The following is a 24,011-nucleotide window of genomic DNA, read 5'->3' on the forward strand; positions in this document are numbered from 1 at the left end:
CTCCCCTCCGGTTAATCAAACTGCAAAAGAAAAAGCCGCTCAAATAAGCGGCTTAATTGCTAGACTTTCCTTCATGGTAATTCTTCAACATTGTAACACAATGAGTTATGCCATCATAAACGCCCTTTAAAAACAATCCTTTGTCGCGGTCAACCTCAATAGGATATTCCTCGCAGAGTTCTCTGTATCTCTTCTGCTCTCTTTCAATTTTCATGATCAGATCGCCTAAATGTTCTGACTTTTGGTCGTAAACTTCCTCGACCTTTTGAACGAATTGATCAAGATCAACACTTTTATGATCCAACCTCAACACCTCCCCCATCACATTTCGACACAAGGAGGCAATTTCCTGCTATTCCCAACAGACATAATAAAGAGCGGTAATTATACGGATGTGGGCAAGGATTTGCACCCTGCATATCATGTACACCTTGTTTATGCACCAATACACGACTACTCCGTCTGATGCTCGGGCCGAGTTTATTTAGCGTCTACCTATTCCGCCACCACACCTCGGTTATGATTGATCACGCTCCTCAGATGAGTTTGCCCACTACATCCGTGACATACATAATCAATCGTACTGGGAAAAGATCAGGAACTTTGCACCGAATCATTTTTAACCGTCCTCGCGGGTATTCGGAGCGTTTACGCCCCATCGGTGTCCTTTATTCGATTCCCCATGATACAAGAATATCAGGTAAAAAACGTTGCAACACACAAATTCTTCTCATTTTTTTCTCTATTTTTTCTCTGAAAATAAAAAAAGCCCGAGATTACCCCGGACAATTCTATACATGGCTCATTGCTCTGCTTTCCCTTCTTCCGTTAATCGCTCATCCGGAGGGTAAGAATATAACCCAGGCAATTCAGGCTGGCGCCCTTCTTTAATCGCCATGTACCGATTAACCCGACAGTCATTGAGAACATCATAATTGAATTTACCCTCACCAGTATCAAACCAGAACGTCCAGAGTGCGCCGCGCACCTTAACATCGATCACAATCGTTGGCGAGTCGACATCTTCGCATTCCTCGGGATCGTACCCAAAATCATCAGTGGAGATTATCACACGTTCCAGCTCGCGAAATTTAGTTATGTTTTCAATCTTGTCCATCACATAATGTGTGAACTCAGCATTAGTCAGATCACGTATTTTTCCGTATTCAACCCCATCCTTGGACTCGAACACATCTTCAAACATGACGCTGTTAAATCCGTAATCTCCGAATCCCTCCAAGTACACATCGGTTGATGACTGGTAGATCGCAACGTGATCTACAATATATTCAGCACCTATTTTTAACTTCTTCGCTGCAAGTTCTGCCTCTCCGTCCCAACCACCAAGGCCTGTAAAGCGGACTTTACTTCCCTTTTTGGCCTTAAATATGTCCATACTCAAGTTATTCAACTCCATTCTTGTATATTTACAATCAACTGAGAAACGGGCCATAGTCACCTAGATAACGATAACCAATACCTTTGTAATCCTTCGCTACAGTCGTTGTACCCCGAGAGACCATAATATTGTCGATCGATTTAGTTATGGCCATATTCAAAATCCGATCTTTACTTAGTCTGTACGGAGAGTTAATCGGCACTGTTATCCGCAATCCCTCTCTCTCCAAATCCAGCACACAGATATAGCTGTGAAGCTCCACGGAACCACTCCTTTCCCAATTGATTAAAGTATATGCTCGAAAAAAAGAAGCATCACTTTGTTGTGTGCTTCAAATTATATTACATTAGAAATATGATTCCGTACGGTCTTCTCGCTGATGAATAGTTGCCCCGCAATGTCGCGCGTCGTTTTATCCTGCACGAGGAGTTCGAAAACTTCCCGCTCACGATGAGTCAACAGAAATTTGCTGTTACGATCGCTGCTCTTCAAAATGCGTCACCCCTCCTTGCTCGGGTTTTGTGGTATAACAAGGTTAAGGGATACAGTCAACACATATTATGAAAAATAACGCATAAGGGTGCGGTACTAAGCAAAAATGGGCTGCATACGCAGCCCATTCCTATTTAAACGCCATTGCGGCTTGAACCGCCTTTTTCCACCCATTATATAGAGTTTCCCGCTCCAACTCTGACATCGCCGGTTCAAATCTGCGTTCCACGCTCCAAATACGGCGAATTTCATCAAGATCCCGCCAATATCCGACAGCAAGCCCTGCCAGATAGGCTGCGCCTAGCGCAGTCGTCTCGCGGACAGCCGGACGTTCTACCGGAACATCAAGGATATCGCTTTGAAAAGCCATTAGGAACGTATTCGATACAGCTCCGCCGTCAACCCGCATCGTATTGACTTTATAGCCGCAATCCTTCTCCATCGCTATGAGAATATCCTTGGTCTGATACGCCAAAGATTCCAGCGTAGCCCTAATAAAGTGCTCCTTGCTCGTTCCCCTTGTCAGGCCAAAGACTGCGCCCCGAACCTCACTGTCCCAATAAGGACTCCCCAAACCGACAAAAGCGGGCACCACATAAACGCCTTCCGTAGATTTCACGCGTTCTGCATACTTCTCACTGTCTCTAGCTTCGCGGAACATCCTTAGACCATCTCTTAGCCATTGTATGGCTGAACCCGACACAAAGATACTCCCTTCAAGCGCATACTCAACCTTGCCACTGAGGCCCCAGGCAATCGATGTAATCAGTCCATGCTCCGACGAGACTGGCTTCTCCCCCGTATTCATCAGCATGAAGCAGCCTGTGCCGTAGGTTGTTTTCACCATGCCCTGCTCAAAGCAATTTTGTCCAAAAAGTGCGGCCTGCTGGTCGCCCGCGGCTCCAGCAATCGGTACCTCACGGCCGAAGAAATGGTAGGACGCCGTATGTCCATAGACTTCGGAGGATGAGCGGACTTCCGGAAGCATAGCCTTAGGCACATCAAGCAGGTCAAGCAGCTCATCATCCCAGCATAGCTCGTGAATGTTAAACATCAGAGTGCGAGATGCGTTGGAATAATCCGTGACATGCACCTTCCCGCCGGTCAGCTTCCAAATGAGCCACGAATCGATCGTGCCAAATAGCAACTCTCCCTTTTCCGCGCGTTCTCTGGCTCCCTCTACATGATCCAAAATCCACTTTACTTTCGTGCCGGAAAAGTATGGATCGATCAACAGACCGGTTTTCCGTTGAAAAAGAGAATCATGACCCGCGGACTTCAGGTCGTCGCAGATGTCCGCCGTCTGGCGGGATTGCCATACGACGGCATTGTAAATATGATTTCCGCTTTCTTTCTCCCAAATCATCGTCGTTTCCCTCTGATTCGTAATACCGATCCCGGCTACCTGCCCGGGCTTCACTCCCGACTCCGACAAGCAGGTAGCGATCACCGCGAGGGTTGAGCCCCAAATCTCGTTAGGATTATGCTCCACCCAGCCGGGCTTAGGAAAATACTGCGGAAATTCGCGCTGCGCCAAGTGTACGATCTCTCCCTGCTTATTAAAAAGAATCGCACGCGTGCTCGTAGTTCCCTGATCCAGCGCTAATATATATTGATTCATAAACATCCTCCGCTCTTGGTTAACTCGACGCCTGCATATCTATGCTGAATGAATTGCAAATATCCAAAAAATACGTAGTCACAATTGTAATATTAACCTTATTCTACCCCGATGGGGAATGACGTGACAAATGAAAAAGAGCACCCCAAGGCGCCCTTCCTTACATCGAATGTTTCATGCTTGTCTCTTAAGCTATACAGCGTTGTTCCCGTGCCGGGCAGTTACGCTCTTTGGTCTTTAAGCCGTCCCGCCTCATCAAGCTTGTTAATCACTCGCTCCAGCACTTCCTTCTCTTCTTCATCCAGGCAAGTAAAGTAGTAGGCAAGCACCTCTCTTGTTTTTCTCCGTGCCTCCTCATGTACTTCCCTGCCGTGCTTTGTAATGGATAACAGTACTGCGCGCCGATCCTGATCGTCATGCCTGCGCTCCACATAACCGCTTTGAACAAGGCGATCGAGCATAACCGTAATCGCGCTCGGCTTGACGACAAGCGCTTCCGCCAAATAAGTGACATTGCAGCTTCGCTCCTTGGCAATGAGCGACAGCATATGGAATTGCGGGCCGGTTAGCGGCAGCTCGCGGTGCTGCATAATTTCGTTTCGCAGCCTCTTCACAACCGTTGAATACTTCGCTTGAAGCCGGTCTATATATTGATCGAGATTCGGATCCACTTTATTCCTCCTCATCGTATATTCATAAGATTAAGCCGTCTTAATCATGAACATATATTAGTGTATTACGCGTTTCCCCAAAAAACAAGGAATATCGCTTCGTTTCAAAAGTGTCACATTAGGGTAACATAACACCTTGCATTATAAAGTGGAATATTTTATTATGTATTAAAATAGTTTTCATCAAATTTGTTAAATTCACAAAAATTATTTTCTCCTTTGTGGTGCATTTGTTAAAGGAAAGAAGGTGAGTCTACATTCTTACTCCTATTCTGCACGCGTTGTCTACTCAACTGAACGCCTTGCCACCTCAAGAAAGACGCCTGGCAGAACATATCCTAAGTGCCCCTACATCCGTTATCCATATGGGCATTACTGATCTCGCTGAGGAGTGCGGAATCAGTCCTTCTACGGTGACTAGATTTTGCAAGACGTTTCATTTCAAAGGATTTCCCGATTTCAAAATGAAGTTGGCCTTCGAGCTGGCTCACAAGCCTTCAGAAAGTCATTATCAGGATATTATCGCAGGCAACGATCTTCACAGAATCGTGCAGGCTATGGAGGCTAACCATCTGGCTTCAATTACGGATACAACCCGTCTGCTGGATATTTCCCAGCTTCAAAAAGCGGTGGAGACGCTTTGCCGCGCAAAGCGGATTGATCTTTATGGCGTAGCGACTTCCTCCGTCATCGCTCAGGATTTCTATCAGAAGCTAATCAGGATCGGTAAAAATTGTACCGCCTTTGCGGATTCTCACATGCAAATTACTTCTGCGTCCAGCTTAAGCGAGGACGATGCGGCCCTAGCCATTTCGTACTCCGGGGAAACACCGGAAACCATCGATGCGCTGCGCTGTGCAAAGGATAGCGGTGCAGTGACTCTATCTTTAACCCAATACGGCAGCAGCACCTTGGCCTCATTAGCGGACATATCATTATTCTCTTCATCTCTAGAGGAAGGTATGCGCCGCGGCGATATGGCCTCAAGAATTGCCCAACTCCATGTAATCGATATTCTATTTACAGGAATGGTAAGCCTGGAATTTACGGATTATACGCCTAAGCTGAAAAATTCATATCAGAATGTCCAAATCTATCGCAAGACTACAGGAGGCTAATAAATATGTTTAATATTATTAAAGTAAACAATGAACAGCAATTCAATGAGACTGGAGCAGGAATTATTGCAAGTCTGCTGCAAACAAACCCGCGGGCCTCTCTCGGGCTAGCAACCGGAGGCACACCTGTCGGGGTATATAAACATCTAATCGAACTGCATAAACAAGGCCTTGTTAGCTTCAAGGAAGCTCGCAGCTACAATCTGGATGAGTATATCGGACTGCCTGAGGATCATTCGGAAAGCTACCGCAGATTTATGAATGAGAAGCTGTTCAACCATGTAGACATAGATTTAAGCAATACCCATGTCCCAACAGGCGTATCCGGCGATGGGCACAAAGCCGCAGAAGAGTATACGGAGCTACTGAAACAAGCTGGCCAAATCGATCTGCAACTGCTCGGTCTCGGCCATAATGGACATATCGGCTTCAATGAGCCGGCTGAGGAGCTAGTAGCAGCGACGCATGTAGTTGAGCTGGATGAAGTGACACGCAAAGCTAATGCTCGTTACTTTAACTCCATTGACGAGGTGCCAACACATGCAATTACGATGGGCATCGGTTCTATTCTTAAAGCGAAGCAAATTTTGTTGATGGCTAAAGGAGCGGACAAAGCAGAAATTGTTGCCAAAGCGCTTAAAGGGCCGATCACGACTCAATGCCCTGCTTCTTTATTGCAGCTCCATCCAAATGTTGTCGTTATTGTGGATCAAGAGGCTGGAGGATTGTTATAAGCATGCGCACCCCGAACCGGAGTTTTCAAATTACTCACGCCGAGATTGTTACGCCTACAGGCATCATTCATGACGGTACGGTGGTCGTGGAGGAAGGCCTTATCACATACGTGGGCTCGACATCAGGAATGCCTTCAGATTCTCCGGCCTCAGCCTCAACGATTGACGCTGGGGGAAGCTATGTCCTGCCTGGCTTTATTGATGTGCATGTTCATGGCGGCCTGCTTGAGGATTTCTCAATTCCAAGCAAGGCAGCCTTCGACGCGATCACGAAGCTGCATTGCAGCCAAGGAACTACGTCCATGCTGGCTACAACAATGACAATGCCGCATGACGTCATCGATGAAGTACTCAGCGAAGTACACGAGTATATGTCCAACGACATGCCTTACGCTCAATTGGTTGGCGTTCATTTGGAAGGTCCTTTTATTAGTCCTAAATGGCCAGGGGCCCAGAACCCTGCCCATATCGTACCGCCAAACCGCTCCTGGGTAGAAGCTTGGAACAATAAATATCCTGGCCTTATCAAACAGGTTACCTTTGCACCGGAAAGAGAAGGTGCCTTGGAACTGATTCGCTACCTTCGCAAAGAAGGAATCGTTGCTGCCGCTGGGCACACCGATGCTTCCTACGAAGAAATTATGGCCGCCGTCCAGGTAGGACTGCATCATGCCGTCCATACTTTTAATGCCATGACTCCGCTTCATCACCGAAATCCGGGAACCGCTGGGGCTGTTCTGAGCACTCCGGCGATCAGTGCGGAAATCATCGCTGACGGTATTCACGTCCATCATGCGGCCATTAAATTGCTGGCTCAGGTGAAGGATAACAACAATTTAATTTTAATCACGGATGCCATGTCAGCAGCGGGGCTTGGGGACGGCGAATACATGCTCGGCGACCTTCCGGTCATCGTGAAGGATAACGTTTGTACCCTTAAAGAAAGTGATAACACCCTGGCTGGCAGCACCCTAACGATGATTCGCGGCTTCCGCCATCTCGTACAAAAAGTAGGCCTTTCTGTAGAAAGAGCCTCCGAAGCAGCCAGCTTAAACCCGGCAAAGCTCATTCGGATTGATCATTTAACCGGCTCGGTTGAGACAGGCAAACAAGCAGATTTATTGCTGGTTGACCGGGATTTAAATTTAAAGGACACCTGGGTTAAAGGACAACATTTTAAGGCATAAGCCATGAACCATGAGCATGAGCCATAATCAAAAAAGCAGCAGCTAAGGATTTTATTATTCATCCTCATGGCTGCTGCTTTTTCTTATATGCAGGACTTTGCTACTTCTTAGCGGGTTACTCCGCCCGAGAATCCGGCGCCGCTGCCGGTTCCTGTTCCTGTAGTGCCAGACATGCCAGTACCAGTACCCGTTGTACCAGCGCCGCCGCCTGTATTTCTATATCCGTTCGGGCCGGTCATTGTACCTGCTCGCCCAGGAAAAATACGATTTACAAGATGTTCAAAGTCGCTAACATAACCCTGCAGTGTAGCTCCAGTGCGGGATTGAGTCGCATAGTTGCTTACATGCGTTACGAATTCCTGATGTCCGGATACGTGCACATTTCGAATGTGAGGCGCTGTCTTCTTCACGGCTTTGGAGATATTATCCTTTACGCTCTGAGGAACATTATCCACAAGAGCCGCGCCTGTACCTGCCCCAAGCCCTACAACGGAACCGTTGCCTGTTCCATCTACATTAGTTGTATTGCGATTACGCATACTTTTCATGCCGAGCATGCCGTCTGCTCCGCCATTCATACCCGTTGCGCCTCGATTGCCCCGAGTTGCGGTATCGAACAGGCTTCCAGCTACACCGGATCGTCCCATTAGTCCTCTCCCAAGTCCGTCATTGACGCGTGTGCCGTCGTTTACACCTGAAGGGGTTCTCGGGGTCGTTCCATAGCCTGTAGTGCCATAGCCCGTCGTGCCATAGCTTGTTCCGTAGCCTGTAGGACCGTATCCCGTCTGATTTCCTGTTACTCCATTATTCATTGTTCCTGGCGTTCTTCCATTCAGGACGTTGTTCGTTCCATAACCTGTCGCCCCGTAGTTCGTAGTCATGCCGCGGCCTGGAGCAACTGCTCTTCCATGTTGATTGCCATGAAGCGTTACGGCGACATAAGCGTCGCGATCCGTAACGACTACATGCGCCGATTGAACCTCACTAAGCTGGGATACCTTGTTGCTTAGAGCCGGACTGTACTTCAATGAGTTGATTCGCTCGCTCTGGCCGTTGCCGAGACTGCGCGTAAAATTCCGATCGCCGTCACGGAGCGAATTGACGTCATAATTACGGTAGTTCTTGTTGCGGACGCCCTGCGACTTCAAATTCCCCTGATCGGTTCTTGTCCCGCAGCCCGTAATTCCAACCATACTGGCAAGCAGCGTTGCTGACAGAGATAAGCTGACAACTTTGGCAATTCGCATTTAGTCATCCCCCGTTATTAAAGTGATGTATGATGAACATCTGTTAGGATGCTCGCGGTGGAGTTTTTGCATACAGGTAAACATAACCGGACGCCAGGCGTACAATAACATATATAATGACCTGAGGTGATTCTTCTATGAAAGTATTGTTTACCTTCTACGTCCCCAGCGGCGGTGTGGAAACGCTGAATCGCCTTCGCTGTAAAGCACTTAAAGAAATCGGCATCGAAGGGCATCTCCTCTATCTTGAAAACGGCTCCGGACTCCAGAACATTTCTGGCATTCCCGTATATATTTCCCCTACCGATTATCAGCTGCAAACCCTGTTAATGACACAGGAGTATGATGCCATCGTAACGACCTCAGACTACCTTATGACGCTAAGGCTGCGCCAAATCGGCTATATTGGCCCGATATTATACGAAATTCAGGGACTTGGTACCAGAGACCAGGCCGAACAGGCACTCAATGAAGCAGAGCCCATTTTAAGGGATTTCTGTCAGGGTATGCTCATGCCGCCTACTCCACACCTAGTCGAGCTTGCCACAAAAATATGCCCCACGATTCCCCGCTACATCTTTTCTAATCCGGTTGATACAGACACGTTCTTGCCACTTAATGTAAAGGCTCCGAATAGACCAATCATCGCCTGGATCGGACGACTAGAAGCAAATAAAAATTGGGAATTGTTTCTTCATATTGCTCATTCCCTCATCCTTGTTAAGTCAGAGCTGCTTTTTTGGATGTTTCTCGACGATAAGCTAAGTTCTGAGGCAGAACGCAACTCCTTCTGGGAAATTGTCCAATTGCGGGGCCTTTCTGAGCATATACGGGTTATTTCCAATGCTCCGCATGCTAGCATGCCTGAATATTTATCCCTTATCGGCGAATCAGGAGGACTGCTGCTTTCGACCTCCCATCTGGAAGGCTTCGGGTATGCCGTCGCGGAAGCCATTTCCTGCCGCTGCCCCGTGCTCAGCACCGACTCGGATGGAGTACGCCTTTTTATCCGCCACAATGAGACGGGCAAATTTTTTGCCATGGGGGATGTTTCAGGTGCGGTCAAGGAGATTCTTGAACTTATGGATAATCAATGTCTGCGAGAAATGATTCGCCGCAACGGCCAGGATTATATATCCAGACTGATGTCTCCCCAGCAATATGCAGCCAATTTTCACCAGATGATTTTGAGCCTCAAAGGATCGTCATAAATATTGCAATAGCAATAAAAATACAAAAAGGTTGCCCCTTCGTTATCAAATGAATAACGATTGGGCAACCTTCTTGGTTATGGTGAATCATCGTCGCTCAAAAGCATTCCAAGCGCATGTTGGAGCTTAGAGCGATTCTCAAGCAATCCGCGATCCTGTGGAAGATATTCAAGCGCTTTTTCGTTATGATTGTATGCGCTGTTCAGATCTCCTTGCTGTGCGTAACAAATGCATAACCGACTGTGCGGAACCCATGTGCGAAGGCTGCGATTCTCCATGATAGCCAAGGAAGATGCTGCACCGATATGCAGGGCCTGTAAATACCAGTAAGTCGCAGCTGCCCATTGCCCCCTTTCTTCGAAACAGCTTCCGATCGCGCAGCAGATTTCGCTCTGGGGCAAATCATATTGAAATGATTGCAGCAGTGCCTCCAGCTTTTTCTCCCGTAAACCAAGCTCCCCGCAGCAATCCGCCAATTTAATGCAGGCCAGAATGCAGTCATCCTTATATTTGTTAGGCTGCTTAAGAAAGTGGTTCAGTTGAACGACCGCTTCTTCATAGCGCTTCAAATCCGCCAGCTCACTCCCGTAATGCAGCAAGAGGCGTCCTTCCAGACTACCGCCGGAAGCAATCCATTTTTCTAATATGCGGAGATTACGCTCTGTATGCACACCTTGTCTGGAGTGGGTGACAGCTATATCCGAATAAGCGATCCTGGCACCTGACACCTCGATATCTTCATGAACGATTCCTTTCCACTTGAAGCCTTTATCCCTACGAACAAGCCGATGTCTCCGAGACAAAATAAGCGGTTCTCCAGCAGCACAGAATGCCAGATGGTAATCCATCATGATGACTTCCTGCTGTTTGCTCAAGGTTCTCTTTAATCGCTTCAATTTATCCCGATCTGTTGGCAATAATAAATCATCGGCATCCAGCCACATAATGAATTCTTTTGTCGCGTGTCCAAAGGAATCATTCCTGGCGGCTGCGAAGTCATCATTCCACTGGAAATCATAGATTTTTGTGGTGTAGCTTCTGGCAATTTCCTTCGTTCGATCAGTTGATCCGGTGTCGACAATAATAATTTCATCGACAATGTCGCATACTGAATCCAGGCACTTCTGCAGTTGCTTCTCTTCGTTTTTTACAATCATGCATAAACTTATGGAAATCAGGAGATGAAGCCTCCTTCCCGGAGCAGATCAACGATATCCTGGTTTGAGATCAGACTGTCGTTCGAATGGTATTCATCAAAATTAATGCGCTGAAGATGGCTGTACTGCTTATATAGATGGGCAGGAGGGTTGGATGGAAGGATGACGAAGTATTGCTCATTGTATTTGTACGTATAAGGCGACTCATATCGGGAAACAAGCACCTCATGCAGCTTTTCGCCTGGTCTCATTCCGATTTCCTTCAATGAGACGGTATGCCCTAAATAATGATCCGCCAAAGCATCCCCAATGTCGGTAATCCGGCAGGCTTTCATTTTCATGACGAACATCTCGCCGCCGATTGCCGTTCTTGCTGCCTTTAGCAGCAGTTCGATCGCCTCCTCCAGCGTGAGGAAGAAACGGGTCATTTGGCTATGAGTTATCGTCAGTTCGCCCCCTGACTTCAACTGCTGGATAAATAAAGGAACAACGCTGCCATTCGTTCCTAATACATTCCCCCCGCGTATACAAGTAAAACGGGTATGCTCACTTAAATAATTCGCATGAATCATCAGCTTTTCTCCGATTGCTTTTGTCATACCGTACGTATTGATCGGATCCACAGCTTTATCGGTAGAGACATCAATAACTTTAAGCACTTTTTGAGCAATGCTCGCCCGAATGATATTCTCTGTACCGAGAACGTTTGTCTTAAGCGCCTCTGTTGGTTGATGCTCGCATACGGGGACGTGCTTCAGGGCTGCTAAATGGAATACATAATCCGCGCCTTTGCATCCGGATTCAACCGCATCGTAATCGCGAACGTCTCCAATGACAAATTTAAGCCTGTAGTCATACCCGAATTCCCGTTGCATCAGAACCTGGGCGTATTCGTTACGGGAGAAGATGCGTATTTCTCTCGGATTATCCCGGAGGAGCGTCCGGGTCAATGTCTTCCCCCATGATCCGGTGCCCCCGGTAACGAGAATGATCTTATCCTTAAACATTACAGCACCTTCCTTTCTTTCCTTTCCATCAGAACTGCCGCCATGTACTATTTAGGCGGTTTGGCCATATAATCTCTCAATATGGCGTTAATTTCCTCCGTCTTCATCCGATTCTCCTCCGGAACAACCTTGGGTGACGTATTGGTTGAATGCACAACGTTAACCCAATTTCGTCCTGCCAGTTTCTCATGGGGAAATTTAATGACATGACCGTGGTCTCTAATGGTGTAACGCTCACCGTTCAGAAATCCCTTAACTTTATAAATCAACACATAAAATTGGGGAGAAGCATAAAATTTCGGGGCCATCACATGGCGATCACGATCCCAGTAATACCCGTTTTGGTTAAGCAGAGCCCAGGTTTCTGCTTTGTGCCGATAATCATGTAACTGTTGAAAATAATCCTTGTGCAGCAAGTCATCCGAGTCCGTTCTGGCGATATACAGCTCATCAGCCCCCTGAATATATTCGGATATCGCTTGCTCGTACTGCTCCACCGGGACAAAACGGATATGATCCGGAAGTTCGATGCCCAGGTCACTCAATACTTCATAAATAACGTCATGTGAGCGCGGGTCATATTTAAGCAATGTTAAAAAATTCTGATTGCTCTGATGCAACAAGCTGCTCAGCGTTAAATCCCGGAACAGTTTAATGCGATGCTCTACCCATGGACGTGTTAACCGATCCTGGCACATGCCCATATTGTTAAATCTGATATCGATAACCAACCGCCTAGTCAATATCTATCCCTCCTGTATTGTGGTTAAAGGAACTTAAAGAAGCTGGTGCAATCAGCTATGCTGTCTCCATCCGGCCTCCGCCAAGGACAACAACTTTTGCCTTTCCGGTCATCCCGGCAGTAGCATTCCTCGTATCGAATACAAGACGCGAATGCTTCAGAATACTCTCAAGCGGTAATTCGCGATGATCCGTGGCAATCACGACGCAGTCCGCCAAGCGAAATTCAGAATTGCTGGCCTTTGCCGTCTTCAGCACCATTCCCTCTATTTCAAGCTTAGTAATGTAGGGATCGTAATAGAGCACCTCCGCTCCTTCCTTGGCCAGTAAACGAATCAGTTCAATGGAACTGGATCCCCTGATGTCGGCCACGTTCTTCTTAAAGGTAATGCCCATGACAAAGATCCGGAGACCCTTCATGCTTTTTTGCCTTAGCGCCTCCTTCATCCTTGAAATAACGTAAGCGGGCATGCTGCGATTAATACGTGACGACAATTCAATGAACGAGCTGGTTACGCCGATTTGCTGGGTCTTCCATTGCAAATAATGAGGGTCTACGGGGATGCAGTGCCCGCCGATTCCTGGACCAGGGTAGAATGCCGTATATCCAAACGGCTTAGAAGAAGCCGCCTCGACGACCTCCCACACATTGATATTCAATTTGTCGCATAATACGGCAAATTCATTGATAAAAGAAATGTTTACGAGTCGAAACGTATTCTCCAGCAGCTTCGTCATTTCAGCTGTATCCGTGGAGGATACCTTGATCACCTGGGCAAAAACAGCCTTATAAAGACGCTCTGTCCGAAGCGCGCACTCCTCGGTCACGCCGCTTACCACTTTAGGAATAGCAGTCAAAGGAAATTGTTCATTGCCCGGATCGACTCTCTCGGGCGAGAAACCTATATAAATCTCCTTACCCGTCGATAGGCCGCTTTCCTCCAACAGCGGCATCAGCACTTCTTTGGTAGTTCCCGGGTAGGTCGAGCTTTCCAAAGTCACTAACTGACCGGCTCTTAAATGGACTCTTAAACGCTTAGCTGCATCAATAAGATAGGATAGATCCGGCACATGCTCCTTCGTCAGAGGCGTAGGTACACAAATAATTACCGACTCAGCCGGCTTAACAGCGCTGAAATCCGAGGATAAAGTGAATCTTCCTTGTGCAACGGCCAGTTGGATGGTTTCGTCCGGCACGTCCGCAATATGACTTTTTCCTTTTTGCAGGCTCTTAAGCTTTTGTTCATCCAAATCAATTCCTATTACGTTATACCCCTTATTTAGAAAAGCTGCGGCCAGTGGCAAGCCTACGTACCCAAGACCAATAATTGCAATATTCCTACTCACATTCAGCCCTCCTTCTCCTATACTGCTAGATTAGTATATGAGAGGATGTTCTTGTCAGTTTGGATGCATGCTCATAACAGATTTAATTTTCATCCATTTTTTAAGATATTTCGTATAATTTTCAGCAGCTTCTGTGCTCGAACTGCGGTCGTATGATTCTCATGAATGAACTCGTAGCCCTGTCTGGTGATCCGCTCGCGCAAAGCTTCAGCCTGCGGCTGTAAATAATACTCCACTTTCTCTTCATAATCCCGCTCGGAAACGGCAATGAAATGAACTCCCGACCTAAAGCCCAGGTCTCTCAAATCCTCGTTTGGCGGAGCCATTAGCATCGAATAGCTGGCCGGCACCTCAAAATATTTGCGAAGCGAATATTTATATATGGAATCGCAGGTTAGGAAAATTTTCGCCCGGTTGGCCTCCATCGCAAATTTTTGCGCTACGAGTGCAGGTTTATCTACTTCGAAGTTCGCGTATCCCGGATGCTTGTGGAAGACAAACCAAGGTTCCTTCAAATACCTGTTTTTCATTAAATGCCGTAAGGGATAGATTCTGCGGTTGATAGCCCCCATGAGTAAAACATCGATATCCTTGGGCTGATTGTAATTCCTGAATACGCTAGGCTCTGCGAAATGAGGCAGCCAGTATAAATTCCCCTCGTATTCGGGGTACCTGTTTCGAAAAGCCCTGCGGTAGATCGTAAAAATGTTAGCCGGCTTTCTGGCCAGAAACTCTCTCCGCTTATCCACATGTCCATGAAGGTCGTGCATAATCATCCCCCAAGGGATTTGCAGATCAAACACGCCTTCTACAGGAGGACAATGCGTGGAGTGGAACATGTCATTTAGCAGGACGAAGTCAGGAGTAAACGGTAAACTACGAAGAATTTCCGGCATTTCTCCGCCTTCATGACACAATGCTACATCTGCATGCTTGGCAAGCTCCATCTTCAAGTAATGAAAATTACGCTCCAGATACTGACTAAAGTCTTTCGTGATAAACAAAATTTTTAGCCGCTTCATCGCTCCCATCCTCTCTCAAGGCGGCCTTCCCGATCTATTTCTTTCATAAAAAAGCTTGAAAGCTTGCCGGAATTTACCTGACAAGCTTTCTGGCAAAGCTCTCATCTAGACCATGAAGCCGTACCTACAAATGTTTCTGGACCATTGCGAACCGACGTAGACACACCCGATATAAATGAGGAATATACCGTATGCGGTGAAGCCGGAGCATTCAGATCGGCAGCGACAAAGCTCGTATGATGCGTATCGGTTGCTTCGCTTACCGCGCCTTCCAGCGTATAAATTACATTCGCGGGTGCGTAGGTCGCACCGCGAACGATCTCGATTCGGAAATTATCGCCAATGTCCCCCAGAATCCCGACGCTTCCATGTAAAATAACGATCGGTTTAGGTGCGTTATACGTCTGCAATCCAATAATTCCGAATAACTCGGGTGTAAAGGACAGCGGAGTCCCCGGAAAACCTGGCCGATTCGAGTTCATGGATGCTCTGGCATCTAAGAAAACCCCCAATATACGTTCACCTCCTAAAATTCCAAGCTACATTACCCTATGCTAAAGTTAATCCTTATGAATAGACAGGTTACATGGGATAGACGCTCATTTTGAAAATTTATTATGATAAGCTGAGCGTTGATTCAATCCTAACGCGCACGATGAAGCAGCCGATGCAGCCTCCGCTTGTAACGGTGCTGCACGGCAGCAATTTCCTGGCCGATCGCAACTTGATGCCGAAGAGTTCCCATGCCGGGATGACGTCGATAAGCAGTAAGAGGCTGATTCAAATAATGGAGGGAAATTCTAGCAAGCAAAATCCGATGCCATAAATCATAATCATGGGTATACGGAAGCCGTTCATTGAACAGCCCTATTCGCGCAAACAGGCTTTGTTTAATCATGACCGTACATCCGTTCACCGGATTGCCGCCCAGGAAGGTAAGCAGCAGCTCCCGACGGGTCATTGGAGAAGCGCCTGCACTATATTGAACCGTTATCCCGTTCTCATCGATATAATCGAAATTCGTATGGGAAATGAGCGCTCTATTTTTAAGCATAAAATCAAGCTGTGTACTGATTTTATCGGGATAGAACAAGTCATCCGAGCTGAGCCAGGCGATATACTCGCCGGTAGCATGGCGTATTCCGTGATTAAGGGCGGTTGCTGTTCCCCCATTTTTCTTGCCCAAATAATAAATTCGATTCTGATATGGCGCCAGCAATTCGGCATGCGAGGTCGAGCCGTCATCTACCACGATAATTTCTAGGTTGGGGTAGGTCTGATTCAATGCGCTGGATACAGCCTGCTCGATATAAGGACAATTATAAAAAGGGATAATGATGCTTACTTTTGCACTCATATATAATCCGCGTCCTCCCTTCGGAAATACTGTAAAATATCGTTAACGGAGGAATCCCATGCAACCGATGGACTCCAGCCCATTTCCTTCAAGGCTTCTGGCTGGATATTTGGAGTTTCCGGCAGCACGCCTGCATGCTCGCTTCGGGATTCCTCTTCAATCAGACAATCCACCCTTGCCAAGCTGATAAAAGATTTACATACCTCCCCAAGGCTTTTATCCACTCCCGAGCAGACCGGATATACTTCGCCGGGGACGCCTTGCTGCAGCAGCAATTCATAGGCGTTGACGGCATCCCTAACATCAAGGAAGTCTCTGGTCGCTTGCGTGGACGACAGACGAAACGGCCCCCTTGGCTCCCCTCGCTCGAGCGCAGCAATATGTCCGGCGAGCAGAGAGCAAATGCCGGTTGAGGGCCCCGGCCCAACCAAATTTCCAGGTTCGGCTAAAACAATTTTCTGTTGAAATAATTGCCCCCACGCCAGCGATACAGCCTCCTGGATCGATTTGCTTAGGCCATATGGATGAGTGGGTTCCACGGGGAATCTTAGGTCAAATTTAAGCCGAGAGCTGGCAATTAGGATCATAGCGTCCTCGTAGCCGCGCAGGGCATTCAGCAAATGCACAGTAGCCATAATATTGCTTTCCACGTAAAGAACCGGGTTCACCCATGATTCAGATACCGAATTTCTGCCGGCAAGATGAAGGACATATTGGGGAGCAACGCATTGGACGATTTCCTGCACCTGATCTGGTTTATTCATATCGCAGACATAATAATCTACCCCGCTTATTGGAGACATCACTTCTAGGGAAGCACGTGTTCGTACAATGGCAGCTACCCGATACCCTTTCTCGGCTAATTTTCGGCAGGCATGCCGCCCTGTAAATCCTCCGGCTCCCGTAACGAGAACGACCGGGCTATCCATCGCCCTTCATCCACTCTGCCATTTCTACGATCATATCCCGAAATGTGGGCAGCCTAAATTGTACGTCCTTCCGGGTAGATACCAGGGTGCGATCCATGGAAGGTTCGTCCGTCGGTATGATCGTGACATCTTGCTTAGTCCATATTTCCTGAAATAGCTTCAGCATATCGTGCTTCGTGACGATCTCCGGATGGGCTAAATGCACGAGTCCCGAAAGGGAGGAATCGAGTACGGAATCAATCGTTTTCGCCAATTGAATAGTCGTTACTCCGTTCCAGGGGACGCGTCGGTAGCCGTTCACCTCGCCTTTTTGACCCAGAAACCACTGCAGTAAACCAATTCCTTTCCCCCTTATTTCGGGCCCGATGATCGATGTGCGGATCGTAAGATGCCCTTCATCGCGCACCTCGCCAAGCGACTTTGTTATTGCATAGGTAGATGTTCCGTCCGCCGCATCGTTTTCTTCGTACCCTCCCTTGCTGCCGAGGAAGACACAATCCGTACTAATATGAATCAGGCGGGCGGACAGAGCGTCGGCCGCACTGCGCAAACGATGGGGAAGAAATCCGTTAATATGGTAAGCCGCAATTTTGTTCTGATCAGCGAAATGATTCAGTACCCCCACCGCGTTGACAATGACATCCGGTCTCACCAGTTGGAGGGCTCGATCAACCGCAGAAATATCATTAACGTCAAGTATTAGCGACCCGGGGTCGCTCACGTCCCGGGTCGTATAGAATACTTGATGCTTCCCTTGCCGCTGGAAATAGCGAACCAATACATGACCTGCCATGCCATTGCCGCCCATGATTAGAATTTTCATGATATAAATCCCCCGCGAACCAACAGGTTCCGGATCTCGTCTTTATTCATCAAATTATGCTCCGAGCTGAAGCTGTCGAAGGGCACAAGAGGATAATGTCTATACCGCCCTTTTAATTCTGGGAAATCCAGGGTAGGCAGAATAACCAGATACTCACGGTCATAGACTATGGTAGTCATGCTTTCGTATTCACTCATGAGGATTTCATGAATTTTCTCTCCAGGGCGAATCCCTGACTCGATTATCTCCACGTTTTCTTGACCTGATGCTTCAATCAATACTTCTGCCAAATCAACGATGCGGCAGGTCGGCATGAACATGACAAAGATTTCTCCGCCGATGCTCTCAATGGATGCCTTGAAGAGCAGACTGATAGCATCGGGCAAAGTAAAGAAGAAGCGCGTCATTTGCATGTCTGTAATGCGGACATGGTTTTTATTCATAATTTGACTTTTGAATAAGTGAATGACACTGCCATTTGTGCCAAGCACGTTACCTCCTCGGACGCATACAAATTTCGTATCGTTCTGCAACAGGTTTGCATAGACGATTAACTTCTCCCCGATCGCCTTGGTCATCCCATAGAAATTTGACGGATTCGCAGCCTTATCCGTGGAAATATAAATCACTTTTTTCACCTTATTCTCTATTGCTGCTTCGATCACATTCTGAGTTCCGATCACATTAGTCTTCAACGCTTCGTAGGGTTGATCCTCGCAAACGGGAACATGCTTCAATGCAGCCAGATGATAAACGATATCAACTGACTTGCATGCGTCCATCAAAGCTTCTTTATCGCGAATATCCCCGATGCGAAAGGTGAGCCTATCATCCTCAAATGCACGGTTCATAGACACCTGCGTAGATTCATTTCGCGAAAATACGATAACTTCCTTCGGCTGCTGCACAAGAAGCTGCTTGACCAGCTCATACCCCCATGAACCGGTTCCACCGGTGACAAGTATAACTTGATTAGTGAACATTCGCCTTCCCCCCAAGCACGAATTTAACAACCTTATGCGAAACTCGTTCCTCTAAATAACCTTCGGGACAAATCCAGTTTCGCTCCAGTTCAATCATTAACTGCACTGCAGCTGCAATTCTCCCCGAATTGAGCCCAGACACGACATTACTGCCGCAATCCACAGTTTCAGGCCGCTCGGTCGTACGGCGAACGGTTACCGTAGGCACCTGCATAATACAGCACTCTTCCTGTACAGTACCGCTGTCTGTCAGGGCGCAGCGGGCATGCTGCTCCAATTTGACGAAATCAAAAAATCCGAAGGGTTCATGAAATTCGACCAGGGGGTTCATTTGAATTTTCAAATCCTTGGCGATACGGGATTCCGTCCGAGGATGAATACTGCAAATCAAGCGCTCGCCATAAGTTTCTGCGACCTTGTTCAAGCCCTCCATAATTTCCTGCAAGTGGTCTGGACGATCCACATTCTCGGCTCGATGTGTCGTAACGAGGAAATATTCGCCCGGTTTGAGCTTCAGGCGTTCTAGTATATCACTGCTGGAAATTGATGGCTCGTAATGCTGCATAACCTCGTAGATTGGATTGCCGGTCACGATGATGCGACTACTGGGCACGCCTTCTGCGATTAGATGCTGCTTGCTTTGCGGGGTATATGGCATATTTATAGTAGATATGGCATCAATCAGTTTGCGATTCTTCTCTTCGGGCACCTCCAAATCAAAGCAACGGTTCCCGGCTTCCATATGGACGACGGGAATTCCCATCCGCTCCGCCAATATGGCACATAAAGCACTGTTCGTGTCCCCAAGCAACAGAACCCGATCCGGCTTTTCTGAATTCAGAATCTTCTCCATCTGAGAGAACATCACGGCTAGTTGATTTCCGAGGGAAGTATTCCGGTTCTGTAGAACATAATCCGGCTGCCTAAGGCCCAGTTCCTGAAAGAAAATATCGCTGAGGCTGGAATTGAAATTCTGACCTGTATGCACCAGCACATGCTTGTCGGCGTAACGATCCAGCAGGGGAATAATCAAGCTGAGTCGAATGATTTCCGGACGTGTGCCGAGTATCGTCATAATTCTCACTATCTCATCTCCCTGTTGAAGTTCTTCTCGTCTTGTTTCTTCTTCTGTTTCTTCCCATGCGGTTACGGCTAACCCGCCTCGTCCGGCGCAGGTATCGGCTTCCCCGTTTTGTCCGGCTTTTGTTTCCAGCCTTCCGCCGTCGCCGCAATGTCCGAGTTGGCCTGCGGGCCGGAGATGATCGTCTTGCCCTCTGGGCGCGGCGTTTTTTTAGCTTTGGCGTAGTTGCTGCAGGATGAAGCGCTGGCGTTACATAATCTGGAACGTTACCTATCGGCAAACTGTTGATTTTATTGATTACAGTTTGAAGATTGGCTTCGTATGCCTCTGGCCCAAAGCATGCCCCGATTTGATTTCGGTTATTGTCGCTAATGGATTCCACCAACTCTGGATGCTCGAGAATGGCAGAGGTTTTTGCGCTTAGTTCATGGTAATTCCCAGTTCTGGCAAGATACGGATGATTGCCCGTTAATCTTAATATTTCCTCCAACCCTCCTGATGCATAAGCTACGACGGGTTTGCCGAGGATCATCGCTTCCATCGCCGTAAGTCCGAAGCCCTCATCCTTCAGGCTGGGAACAATAACAACATCCATTGCGCTATAAGCCGATTCGACGTTAAGCACGTAATCAATGAATATGAATCTTCCCGCGTAAACGGATTCGCTAACCCTTCGTCTAATATTGCTGTAGAAGGAATCATGGTTTTTTCCACCAATGACTACAAATCGGCTCTCTTCATGCCTTTCCGCTAGTTCCAGAGCTAATTCAATAAAGTGGTCGGCTCCCTTTTCAGCGGTCAAATAAGATGATATATAACCTATCAGCTTCGCCGTGGAACCCACCTTCCATTCGAGCCTTTGCTGCTCTCGCAGCTTCGGCCACAGGTGAGGATTGAAATCCTTCCCGGACCAGGAGGGATACAGAATACTTAGTTTTTCGGAAGAGCACCCGCGTAAAGGAGCGGCGGCAGATTCCGAGATGCAAATGATACAGTCGCTATATTGGTCAATGATTCGGACTGAATCGGCGGCATACTCGTTATTGGCAATGACCTCAGTAATGTGCCAAATCACAGGGATTGCGAGGGATTTCGCCGCCACAGCTGGGATAACATGGACACTGGTATTAACTAATACGTAATCCGGTCTTTCGTGGGATAGGAGCCGGGACGTCTCTACAAACGAAGCCCCCCTTGAGACATCCTCGGCTTCTTGAGCAAGTCCCTCATGGGGCAGGCACATCCCGTACAGCAGCGGGATATTGTGCACGATCGTTCTTATGCCGCTTTGAGCTGCCAAGCGGGTTAACGCGCCTTCTCTAGGAACGACAATGACACATTGAAAATATGGCGCTAATTTCGTAGCCAGAAAAAGCAGCAGCTTCTCTGCCCCCGTAATATTTTTTTTATTGCAAACATGCGAGAATAACAACAGCTTCTTCGTCCTAGACATAGCTTTCTCTCCTCATATGATGCAAAGGAGATCCTCACCTCCTCGTCCTGTAAATGCATAGCAGACTAGCCAAAAATCCGGCTGAACATTTCATGGAGACGATGGGAATAGGTATGCTCGCGATAGGTTCTTTCCAATGCGCGAAGAGCGATTTCACGACGTTCCGTCTCATGATCCAGATAATAATTCACTTTTTCGTACAACTCACTTGGACTGCTGAAGGTTTCTATCTCCTGTCCCGGGATATAGAAATTGCTCAAATCCTCCCGAACGTCGGCAAGCTGCAGAGTTGCACAGGCAGATATTTCGAAAGTACGGGGATTGGGCGAAGCTGCCGTAAGACCGATCGTATTATTATTCACGGTCTCGTCATGCGGTGAACGATGCAAATTCAGGACGATCTTCGAGCCGCTATACACTTCCGCCGTCTCACCGGGACCCATCCACTTTCCAATCTCTATTCGGTCGGGATAAGCAGCATATTCGGGAAGCCGATCCCACCAAATTCCATTGATTGTTAACCCTTTATCCATCAGCCCTCTGAGAATCGGCTGCAGGAATTGGATTCGATTCCAGTAAGCGGAGCCAATAAAGCTGATTTCCCGTCGAATGGCAGAACGGGTTAACGTTGGACGGTAATGTTCAATATGAGCTGCAAATGGCAGATAAAATACATTTGCGCAGCCTGCAGAGCGATAGAAATCCAAGCAATTGCGCTCCAGGGTAAACACATAATCATAATGCGGTGCAATTCTAGCGGTCAAGTCGGTGTAGTAGGGATCATCCGTCAACCAAATCGCTGTTCGTATTCCTTTGGATCTTATGGCATCGATTTGCTCGACAGGCAATTCCATTCCATCCAGCACAAGCACCAAATCGGGGAAAGTAGTTGACGCCAGCTCTACTACCGCTTGACTCGGATTGGTTACACTCACCCCCGTTACCAGCGTATGAAGCGTAGCAATGATCGCTTCATCGATCGGAGAATAAGGATAACCTTTACCCGAGGACACATAGAGCACATTCAAGGGTCTCTTTGGAAAAATTGTATGCGAGGACTCCACGATCGCTTTTGCCTTCCCACGCAAATACCCCTCATCAAAGCCATCCTTTAAGCCTGCTTCCCTTCCTTTCCAGCTTGAACCATGTACTTCTCCCTCTCTTGGAGGCGCTAGCTGTGATTCCGAATGAACGAACATATTGTCACTCCTTCTTGGATAGTTATTTCATAACCACTTATACGGTTTTCAATACGGCTAGTAAGCTCGCAACACGTTCATGAAACGTATGCTTCCACCGAGTCGTCCATAAAGAGCGCCAAGCGATATGAAGACGCTCTTGATCGTGAGTCAAGTAGTAATCGATTTTTTCCCGAAGCTCGGCAGCATCGGCAAATGTTTCAATGTTATACCCCGGTTGATAATGAAGCGTTAAGTCGCTGCGGATATCCGTAATTTGCAATGTTCCACAACCGCTGATTTCGTAGGTTCGCGGATTAATTGAGCTCCCTGGAAGATTCATAACATTCCGGTTATCCGACCCGGCCGCTGTAGGGCGATGAATATTGATGACGATTTTTGCACCGTTATAGTAGGACACCGTTTCTTCCGGCTCAATCCAATCGGTTCGAATAAACCGGGTGAGCTGGTCGTAATTGGTCAAACGATCCCAATGCTGACCCGCTATAAATACTTTTTTATCCTGCAGATACGATGCCAATTGGTCAAATAGCTCAACCCGATTCCAAAAAGCATTGCCGATGAAGCAAATATCGTAGCGATATTCCGGAGAAGAACGTATCGGGCGGAACATTTGCGGATTCGCAGCAAGTGGAAGGTAGTGAACATGCTGGCAGCCAATTTTTTGATAAAGCGCCGCACATTCTATTTCATGCGTAAATACAACATCATAACTTTGGGCGATTCTTACCGTATCTTCTGTAAAATAAGGATCGTCGACAAACCATATTGCTGTATGAATTCCCATTCCGCGAATGGTTCGGATCTGCTCCTCATGATCAGGAGGAAATACATGCAGCCCGTTCATTACCAGCACCAGATCAGGGCGTACAGAGACAGCCATAGTCAACGCCGATTCAGGGGGGGCAACAATGCACTCTGCCGTCAAGTCGTGTAAGGCTTCTATAACCCCTCGATCAATCGCTTCGAAGCCTTGAGGAACATAAAGCACGCGATATTGGCTTTTGCTTGGCGATTTCGGCTTCTCAATCCGCTCTAGGACGGCCTGGCATCCGCCGAAGCGATATCCCTCCAGGTATCCATCCTTGAAACCTTCGCTAGCATCTGACTTGTTCTTGTTCAAACTATTCAAGGCATTCATCCTATCTATATTTGAATTTCCTAGGTCTGTATAAATATATGCGTGGAGGGCATGTGCATCATGGACGACTACCCGGGAAGCTTATAAATTG

At 47.5% G+C, this 24,011-nt stretch carries 24 protein-coding genes and 1 pseudogene; 4 read left to right on the forward strand and 21 right to left on the reverse strand.

All coding sequences use genetic code 11. The features are described from left to right. Positions 1–52: 52 nt before the first annotated feature. From CZ379_RS23465 to CZ379_RS23490, 6 genes and pseudogenes are all read right to left on the reverse strand, one after another. Entirely contained in the window at positions 53–304 is a 252-nt protein-coding gene (locus CZ379_RS23465; protein ID WP_110933826.1) for a hypothetical protein, read from the reverse strand. A 498-nt stretch (positions 305–802) separates the two neighbouring features. Further along, positions 803–1,402 carry a hypothetical protein gene (locus CZ379_RS23470; RefSeq protein ID WP_110933827.1) on the reverse strand — a complete coding sequence of 200 codons (600 nt, stop codon included), beginning with the start codon at positions 1,400–1,402 and terminating at the stop codon, positions 803–805. A gap of 31 nt (positions 1,403–1,433) precedes the next feature. Beyond that, positions 1,434–1,661 carry a hypothetical protein gene (locus CZ379_RS23475; RefSeq protein ID WP_110933828.1) on the reverse strand — a complete coding sequence of 76 codons (228 nt, stop codon included), beginning with the start codon at positions 1,659–1,661 and terminating at the stop codon, positions 1,434–1,436. A 77-nt stretch (positions 1,662–1,738) separates the two neighbouring features. Next, positions 1,739–1,891, reverse strand: a pseudogene (locus CZ379_RS23480) (LuxR C-terminal-related transcriptional regulator); the annotation flags it as partial. A gap of 130 nt (positions 1,892–2,021) precedes the next feature. After that, entirely contained in the window at positions 2,022–3,512 is a 1,491-nt protein-coding gene (gene glpK, locus CZ379_RS23485) for a glycerol kinase GlpK (protein ID WP_110933830.1), read from the reverse strand. Positions 3,513–3,733: 221 nt separating this feature from the next. Further along, complete coding sequence (locus CZ379_RS23490; protein ID WP_110933831.1) at positions 3,734–4,183, reverse strand: MarR family winged helix-turn-helix transcriptional regulator; 450 nt, start codon at positions 4,181–4,183, stop codon at positions 3,734–3,736. A 257-nt stretch (positions 4,184–4,440) separates the two neighbouring features. On the opposite strand from CZ379_RS23490, the gene CZ379_RS23495 reads away from it, so the two are divergent. From CZ379_RS23495 to nagA, 3 genes are read left to right on the forward strand one after another with little or no spacing between them, the layout of a single operon-like run. Further along, positions 4,441–5,301: a MurR/RpiR family transcriptional regulator gene (locus tag CZ379_RS23495; RefSeq protein ID WP_110933832.1), complete on the forward strand. Its 861-nt coding sequence runs from the start codon at positions 4,441–4,443 to the stop codon at positions 5,299–5,301. 5 nt (positions 5,302–5,306) lie between these two features. Further along, positions 5,307–6,035 (forward strand): glucosamine-6-phosphate deaminase, encoded by a 729-nt coding sequence (nagB, locus tag CZ379_RS23500; RefSeq protein ID WP_110933833.1) that lies wholly within the window; start codon positions 5,307–5,309, stop codon positions 6,033–6,035. Positions 6,036–6,037: 2 nt separating this feature from the next. After that, the gene (nagA, locus tag CZ379_RS23505) at positions 6,038–7,222 is read left to right on the forward strand and encodes an N-acetylglucosamine-6-phosphate deacetylase (RefSeq protein WP_110933834.1); all 1,185 of its coding nucleotides are present in this window, start codon (positions 6,038–6,040) and stop codon (positions 7,220–7,222) included. A gap of 107 nt (positions 7,223–7,329) precedes the next feature. Here nagA and CZ379_RS23510 read toward each other — a convergent pair whose 3' ends face one another. Further along, on the reverse strand, positions 7,330–8,469 hold the full coding sequence (locus tag CZ379_RS23510; RefSeq protein WP_110933835.1) for a YhcN/YlaJ family sporulation lipoprotein: 1,140 nt from the start codon (positions 8,467–8,469) through the stop codon (positions 7,330–7,332). Positions 8,470–8,606: 137 nt separating this feature from the next. Here CZ379_RS23510 and CZ379_RS23515 point away from each other — a divergent pair, with 137 nt between their 5' ends. Further along, the gene (locus CZ379_RS23515; protein WP_110933836.1) at positions 8,607–9,680 is read left to right on the forward strand and encodes a glycosyltransferase family 4 protein; all 1,074 of its coding nucleotides are present in this window, start codon (positions 8,607–8,609) and stop codon (positions 9,678–9,680) included. A gap of 77 nt (positions 9,681–9,757) precedes the next feature. On the opposite strand, the gene CZ379_RS23520 is transcribed toward CZ379_RS23515, so the two are convergent. The 14 genes from CZ379_RS23520 to CZ379_RS23585 all read right to left on the reverse strand — a co-directional run bounded on the left by CZ379_RS23520 (position 9,758) and on the right by CZ379_RS23585 (position 23,920). Next, positions 9,758–10,837 (reverse strand): glycosyltransferase family 2 protein, encoded by a 1,080-nt coding sequence (locus CZ379_RS23520; RefSeq protein WP_110933837.1) that lies wholly within the window; start codon positions 10,835–10,837, stop codon positions 9,758–9,760. A 17-nt stretch (positions 10,838–10,854) separates the two neighbouring features. After that, entirely contained in the window at positions 10,855–11,844 is a 990-nt protein-coding gene (locus tag CZ379_RS23525) for a polysaccharide biosynthesis protein (RefSeq protein ID WP_110933838.1), read from the reverse strand. Positions 11,845–11,891: 47 nt separating this feature from the next. Beyond that, entirely contained in the window at positions 11,892–12,587 is a 696-nt protein-coding gene (locus CZ379_RS23530; protein ID WP_110933839.1) for a glycosyltransferase, read from the reverse strand. Positions 12,588–12,642: 55 nt separating this feature from the next. Continuing rightward, positions 12,643–13,932: a nucleotide sugar dehydrogenase gene (locus CZ379_RS23535; protein ID WP_110933840.1), complete on the reverse strand. Its 1,290-nt coding sequence runs from the start codon at positions 13,930–13,932 to the stop codon at positions 12,643–12,645. 89 nt (positions 13,933–14,021) lie between these two features. Next, on the reverse strand, positions 14,022–14,954 hold the full coding sequence (locus CZ379_RS23540; protein WP_110933841.1) for a glycosyltransferase: 933 nt from the start codon (positions 14,952–14,954) through the stop codon (positions 14,022–14,024). A gap of 101 nt (positions 14,955–15,055) precedes the next feature. Beyond that, positions 15,056–15,466, reverse strand: coding sequence for a hypothetical protein (locus CZ379_RS23545; protein ID WP_110933842.1), 411 nt, complete (start codon positions 15,464–15,466; stop codon positions 15,056–15,058). A 131-nt stretch (positions 15,467–15,597) separates the two neighbouring features. After that, entirely contained in the window at positions 15,598–16,311 is a 714-nt protein-coding gene (locus tag CZ379_RS23550) for a glycosyltransferase (protein ID WP_110933843.1), read from the reverse strand. After that, positions 16,308–17,240, reverse strand: a complete 933-nt coding sequence (locus CZ379_RS23555) for an NAD-dependent epimerase/dehydratase family protein (protein ID WP_110933844.1) — start codon at positions 17,238–17,240, stop codon at positions 16,308–16,310. Before CZ379_RS23555 ends, CZ379_RS23550 begins: the two co-directional genes overlap by 4 nt. After that, the gene (locus CZ379_RS23560) at positions 17,233–18,063 is read right to left on the reverse strand and encodes a dTDP-4-dehydrorhamnose reductase family protein (RefSeq protein ID WP_110933845.1); all 831 of its coding nucleotides are present in this window, start codon (positions 18,061–18,063) and stop codon (positions 17,233–17,235) included. Before CZ379_RS23560 ends, CZ379_RS23555 begins: the two co-directional genes overlap by 8 nt. Then, a complete protein-coding gene (locus CZ379_RS23565; protein WP_110933846.1) occupies positions 18,060–19,046 on the reverse strand; it encodes a polysaccharide biosynthesis protein in 987 nt (328 codons plus the stop codon). The genes CZ379_RS23560 and CZ379_RS23565 overlap by 4 nt, the downstream gene beginning before the upstream one ends. After that, the gene (wecB, locus tag CZ379_RS23570; protein WP_110933847.1) at positions 19,036–20,130 is read right to left on the reverse strand and encodes a non-hydrolyzing UDP-N-acetylglucosamine 2-epimerase; all 1,095 of its coding nucleotides are present in this window, start codon (positions 20,128–20,130) and stop codon (positions 19,036–19,038) included. The genes CZ379_RS23565 and wecB overlap by 11 nt, the downstream gene beginning before the upstream one ends. Positions 20,131–20,134: 4 nt before the next feature. Continuing rightward, entirely contained in the window at positions 20,135–21,580 is a 1,446-nt protein-coding gene (locus tag CZ379_RS23575; RefSeq protein WP_110933848.1) for a glycosyltransferase family 4 protein, read from the reverse strand. Between the two features lie 65 nt (positions 21,581–21,645). Further along, on the reverse strand, positions 21,646–22,779 hold the full coding sequence (locus CZ379_RS23580; protein WP_110933849.1) for a CgeB family protein: 1,134 nt from the start codon (positions 22,777–22,779) through the stop codon (positions 21,646–21,648). Between the two features lie 37 nt (positions 22,780–22,816). Beyond that, complete coding sequence (locus CZ379_RS23585) at positions 22,817–23,920, reverse strand: CgeB family protein (protein WP_110933850.1); 1,104 nt, start codon at positions 23,918–23,920, stop codon at positions 22,817–22,819. Between the last annotated feature and the right edge of the window lie 91 nt (positions 23,921–24,011).

It is taken from the genome of Paenibacillus bouchesdurhonensis, assembly GCF_900155685.1.
Classification (GTDB): Bacteria; Bacillota; Bacilli; order Paenibacillales; family Paenibacillaceae; genus Fontibacillus; species Fontibacillus bouchesdurhonensis.

What these genes read in the sequence shown, in the direction of transcription:
- glpK (WP_110933830.1), bottom strand. Translation starts at nt 3,512, where the DNA reads ATGAATCAATATATATTAGCGCTGGATCAGGGAACTACGAGCACGCGT.
- nagB (WP_110933833.1), top strand. Translation starts at nt 5,307, where the DNA reads ATGTTTAATATTATTAAAGTAAACAATGAACAGCAATTCAATGAGACT.
- nagA (WP_110933834.1), top strand. Translation starts at nt 6,038, where the DNA reads ATGCGCACCCCGAACCGGAGTTTTCAAATTACTCACGCCGAGATTGTT.
- CZ379_RS23510 (WP_110933835.1), bottom strand. Translation starts at nt 8,469, where the DNA reads ATGCGAATTGCCAAAGTTGTCAGCTTATCTCTGTCAGCAACGCTGCTT.
- CZ379_RS23515 (WP_110933836.1), top strand. Translation starts at nt 8,607, where the DNA reads ATGAAAGTATTGTTTACCTTCTACGTCCCCAGCGGCGGTGTGGAAACG.
- CZ379_RS23520 (WP_110933837.1), bottom strand. Translation starts at nt 10,837, where the DNA reads ATGATTGTAAAAAACGAAGAGAAGCAACTGCAGAAGTGCCTGGATTCA.
- CZ379_RS23525 (WP_110933838.1), bottom strand. Translation starts at nt 11,844, where the DNA reads ATGTTTAAGGATAAGATCATTCTCGTTACCGGGGGCACCGGATCATGG.
- CZ379_RS23540 (WP_110933841.1), bottom strand. Translation starts at nt 14,954, where the DNA reads ATGAAGCGGCTAAAAATTTTGTTTATCACGAAAGACTTTAGTCAGTAT.
- CZ379_RS23550 (WP_110933843.1), bottom strand. Translation starts at nt 16,311, where the DNA reads ATGAGTGCAAAAGTAAGCATCATTATCCCTTTTTATAATTGTCCTTAT.
- CZ379_RS23555 (WP_110933844.1), bottom strand. Translation starts at nt 17,240, where the DNA reads ATGGATAGCCCGGTCGTTCTCGTTACGGGAGCCGGAGGATTTACAGGG.
- CZ379_RS23560 (WP_110933845.1), bottom strand. Translation starts at nt 18,063, where the DNA reads ATGAAAATTCTAATCATGGGCGGCAATGGCATGGCAGGTCATGTATTG.
- CZ379_RS23565 (WP_110933846.1), bottom strand. Translation starts at nt 19,046, where the DNA reads ATGTTCACTAATCAAGTTATACTTGTCACCGGTGGAACCGGTTCATGG.
- CZ379_RS23575 (WP_110933848.1), bottom strand. Translation starts at nt 21,580, where the DNA reads ATGTCTAGGACGAAGAAGCTGTTGTTATTCTCGCATGTTTGCAATAAA.
- CZ379_RS23580 (WP_110933849.1), bottom strand. Translation starts at nt 22,779, where the DNA reads ATGTTCGTTCATTCGGAATCACAGCTAGCGCCTCCAAGAGAGGGAGAA.
- CZ379_RS23585 (WP_110933850.1), bottom strand. Translation starts at nt 23,920, where the DNA reads ATGAATGCCTTGAATAGTTTGAACAAGAACAAGTCAGATGCTAGCGAA.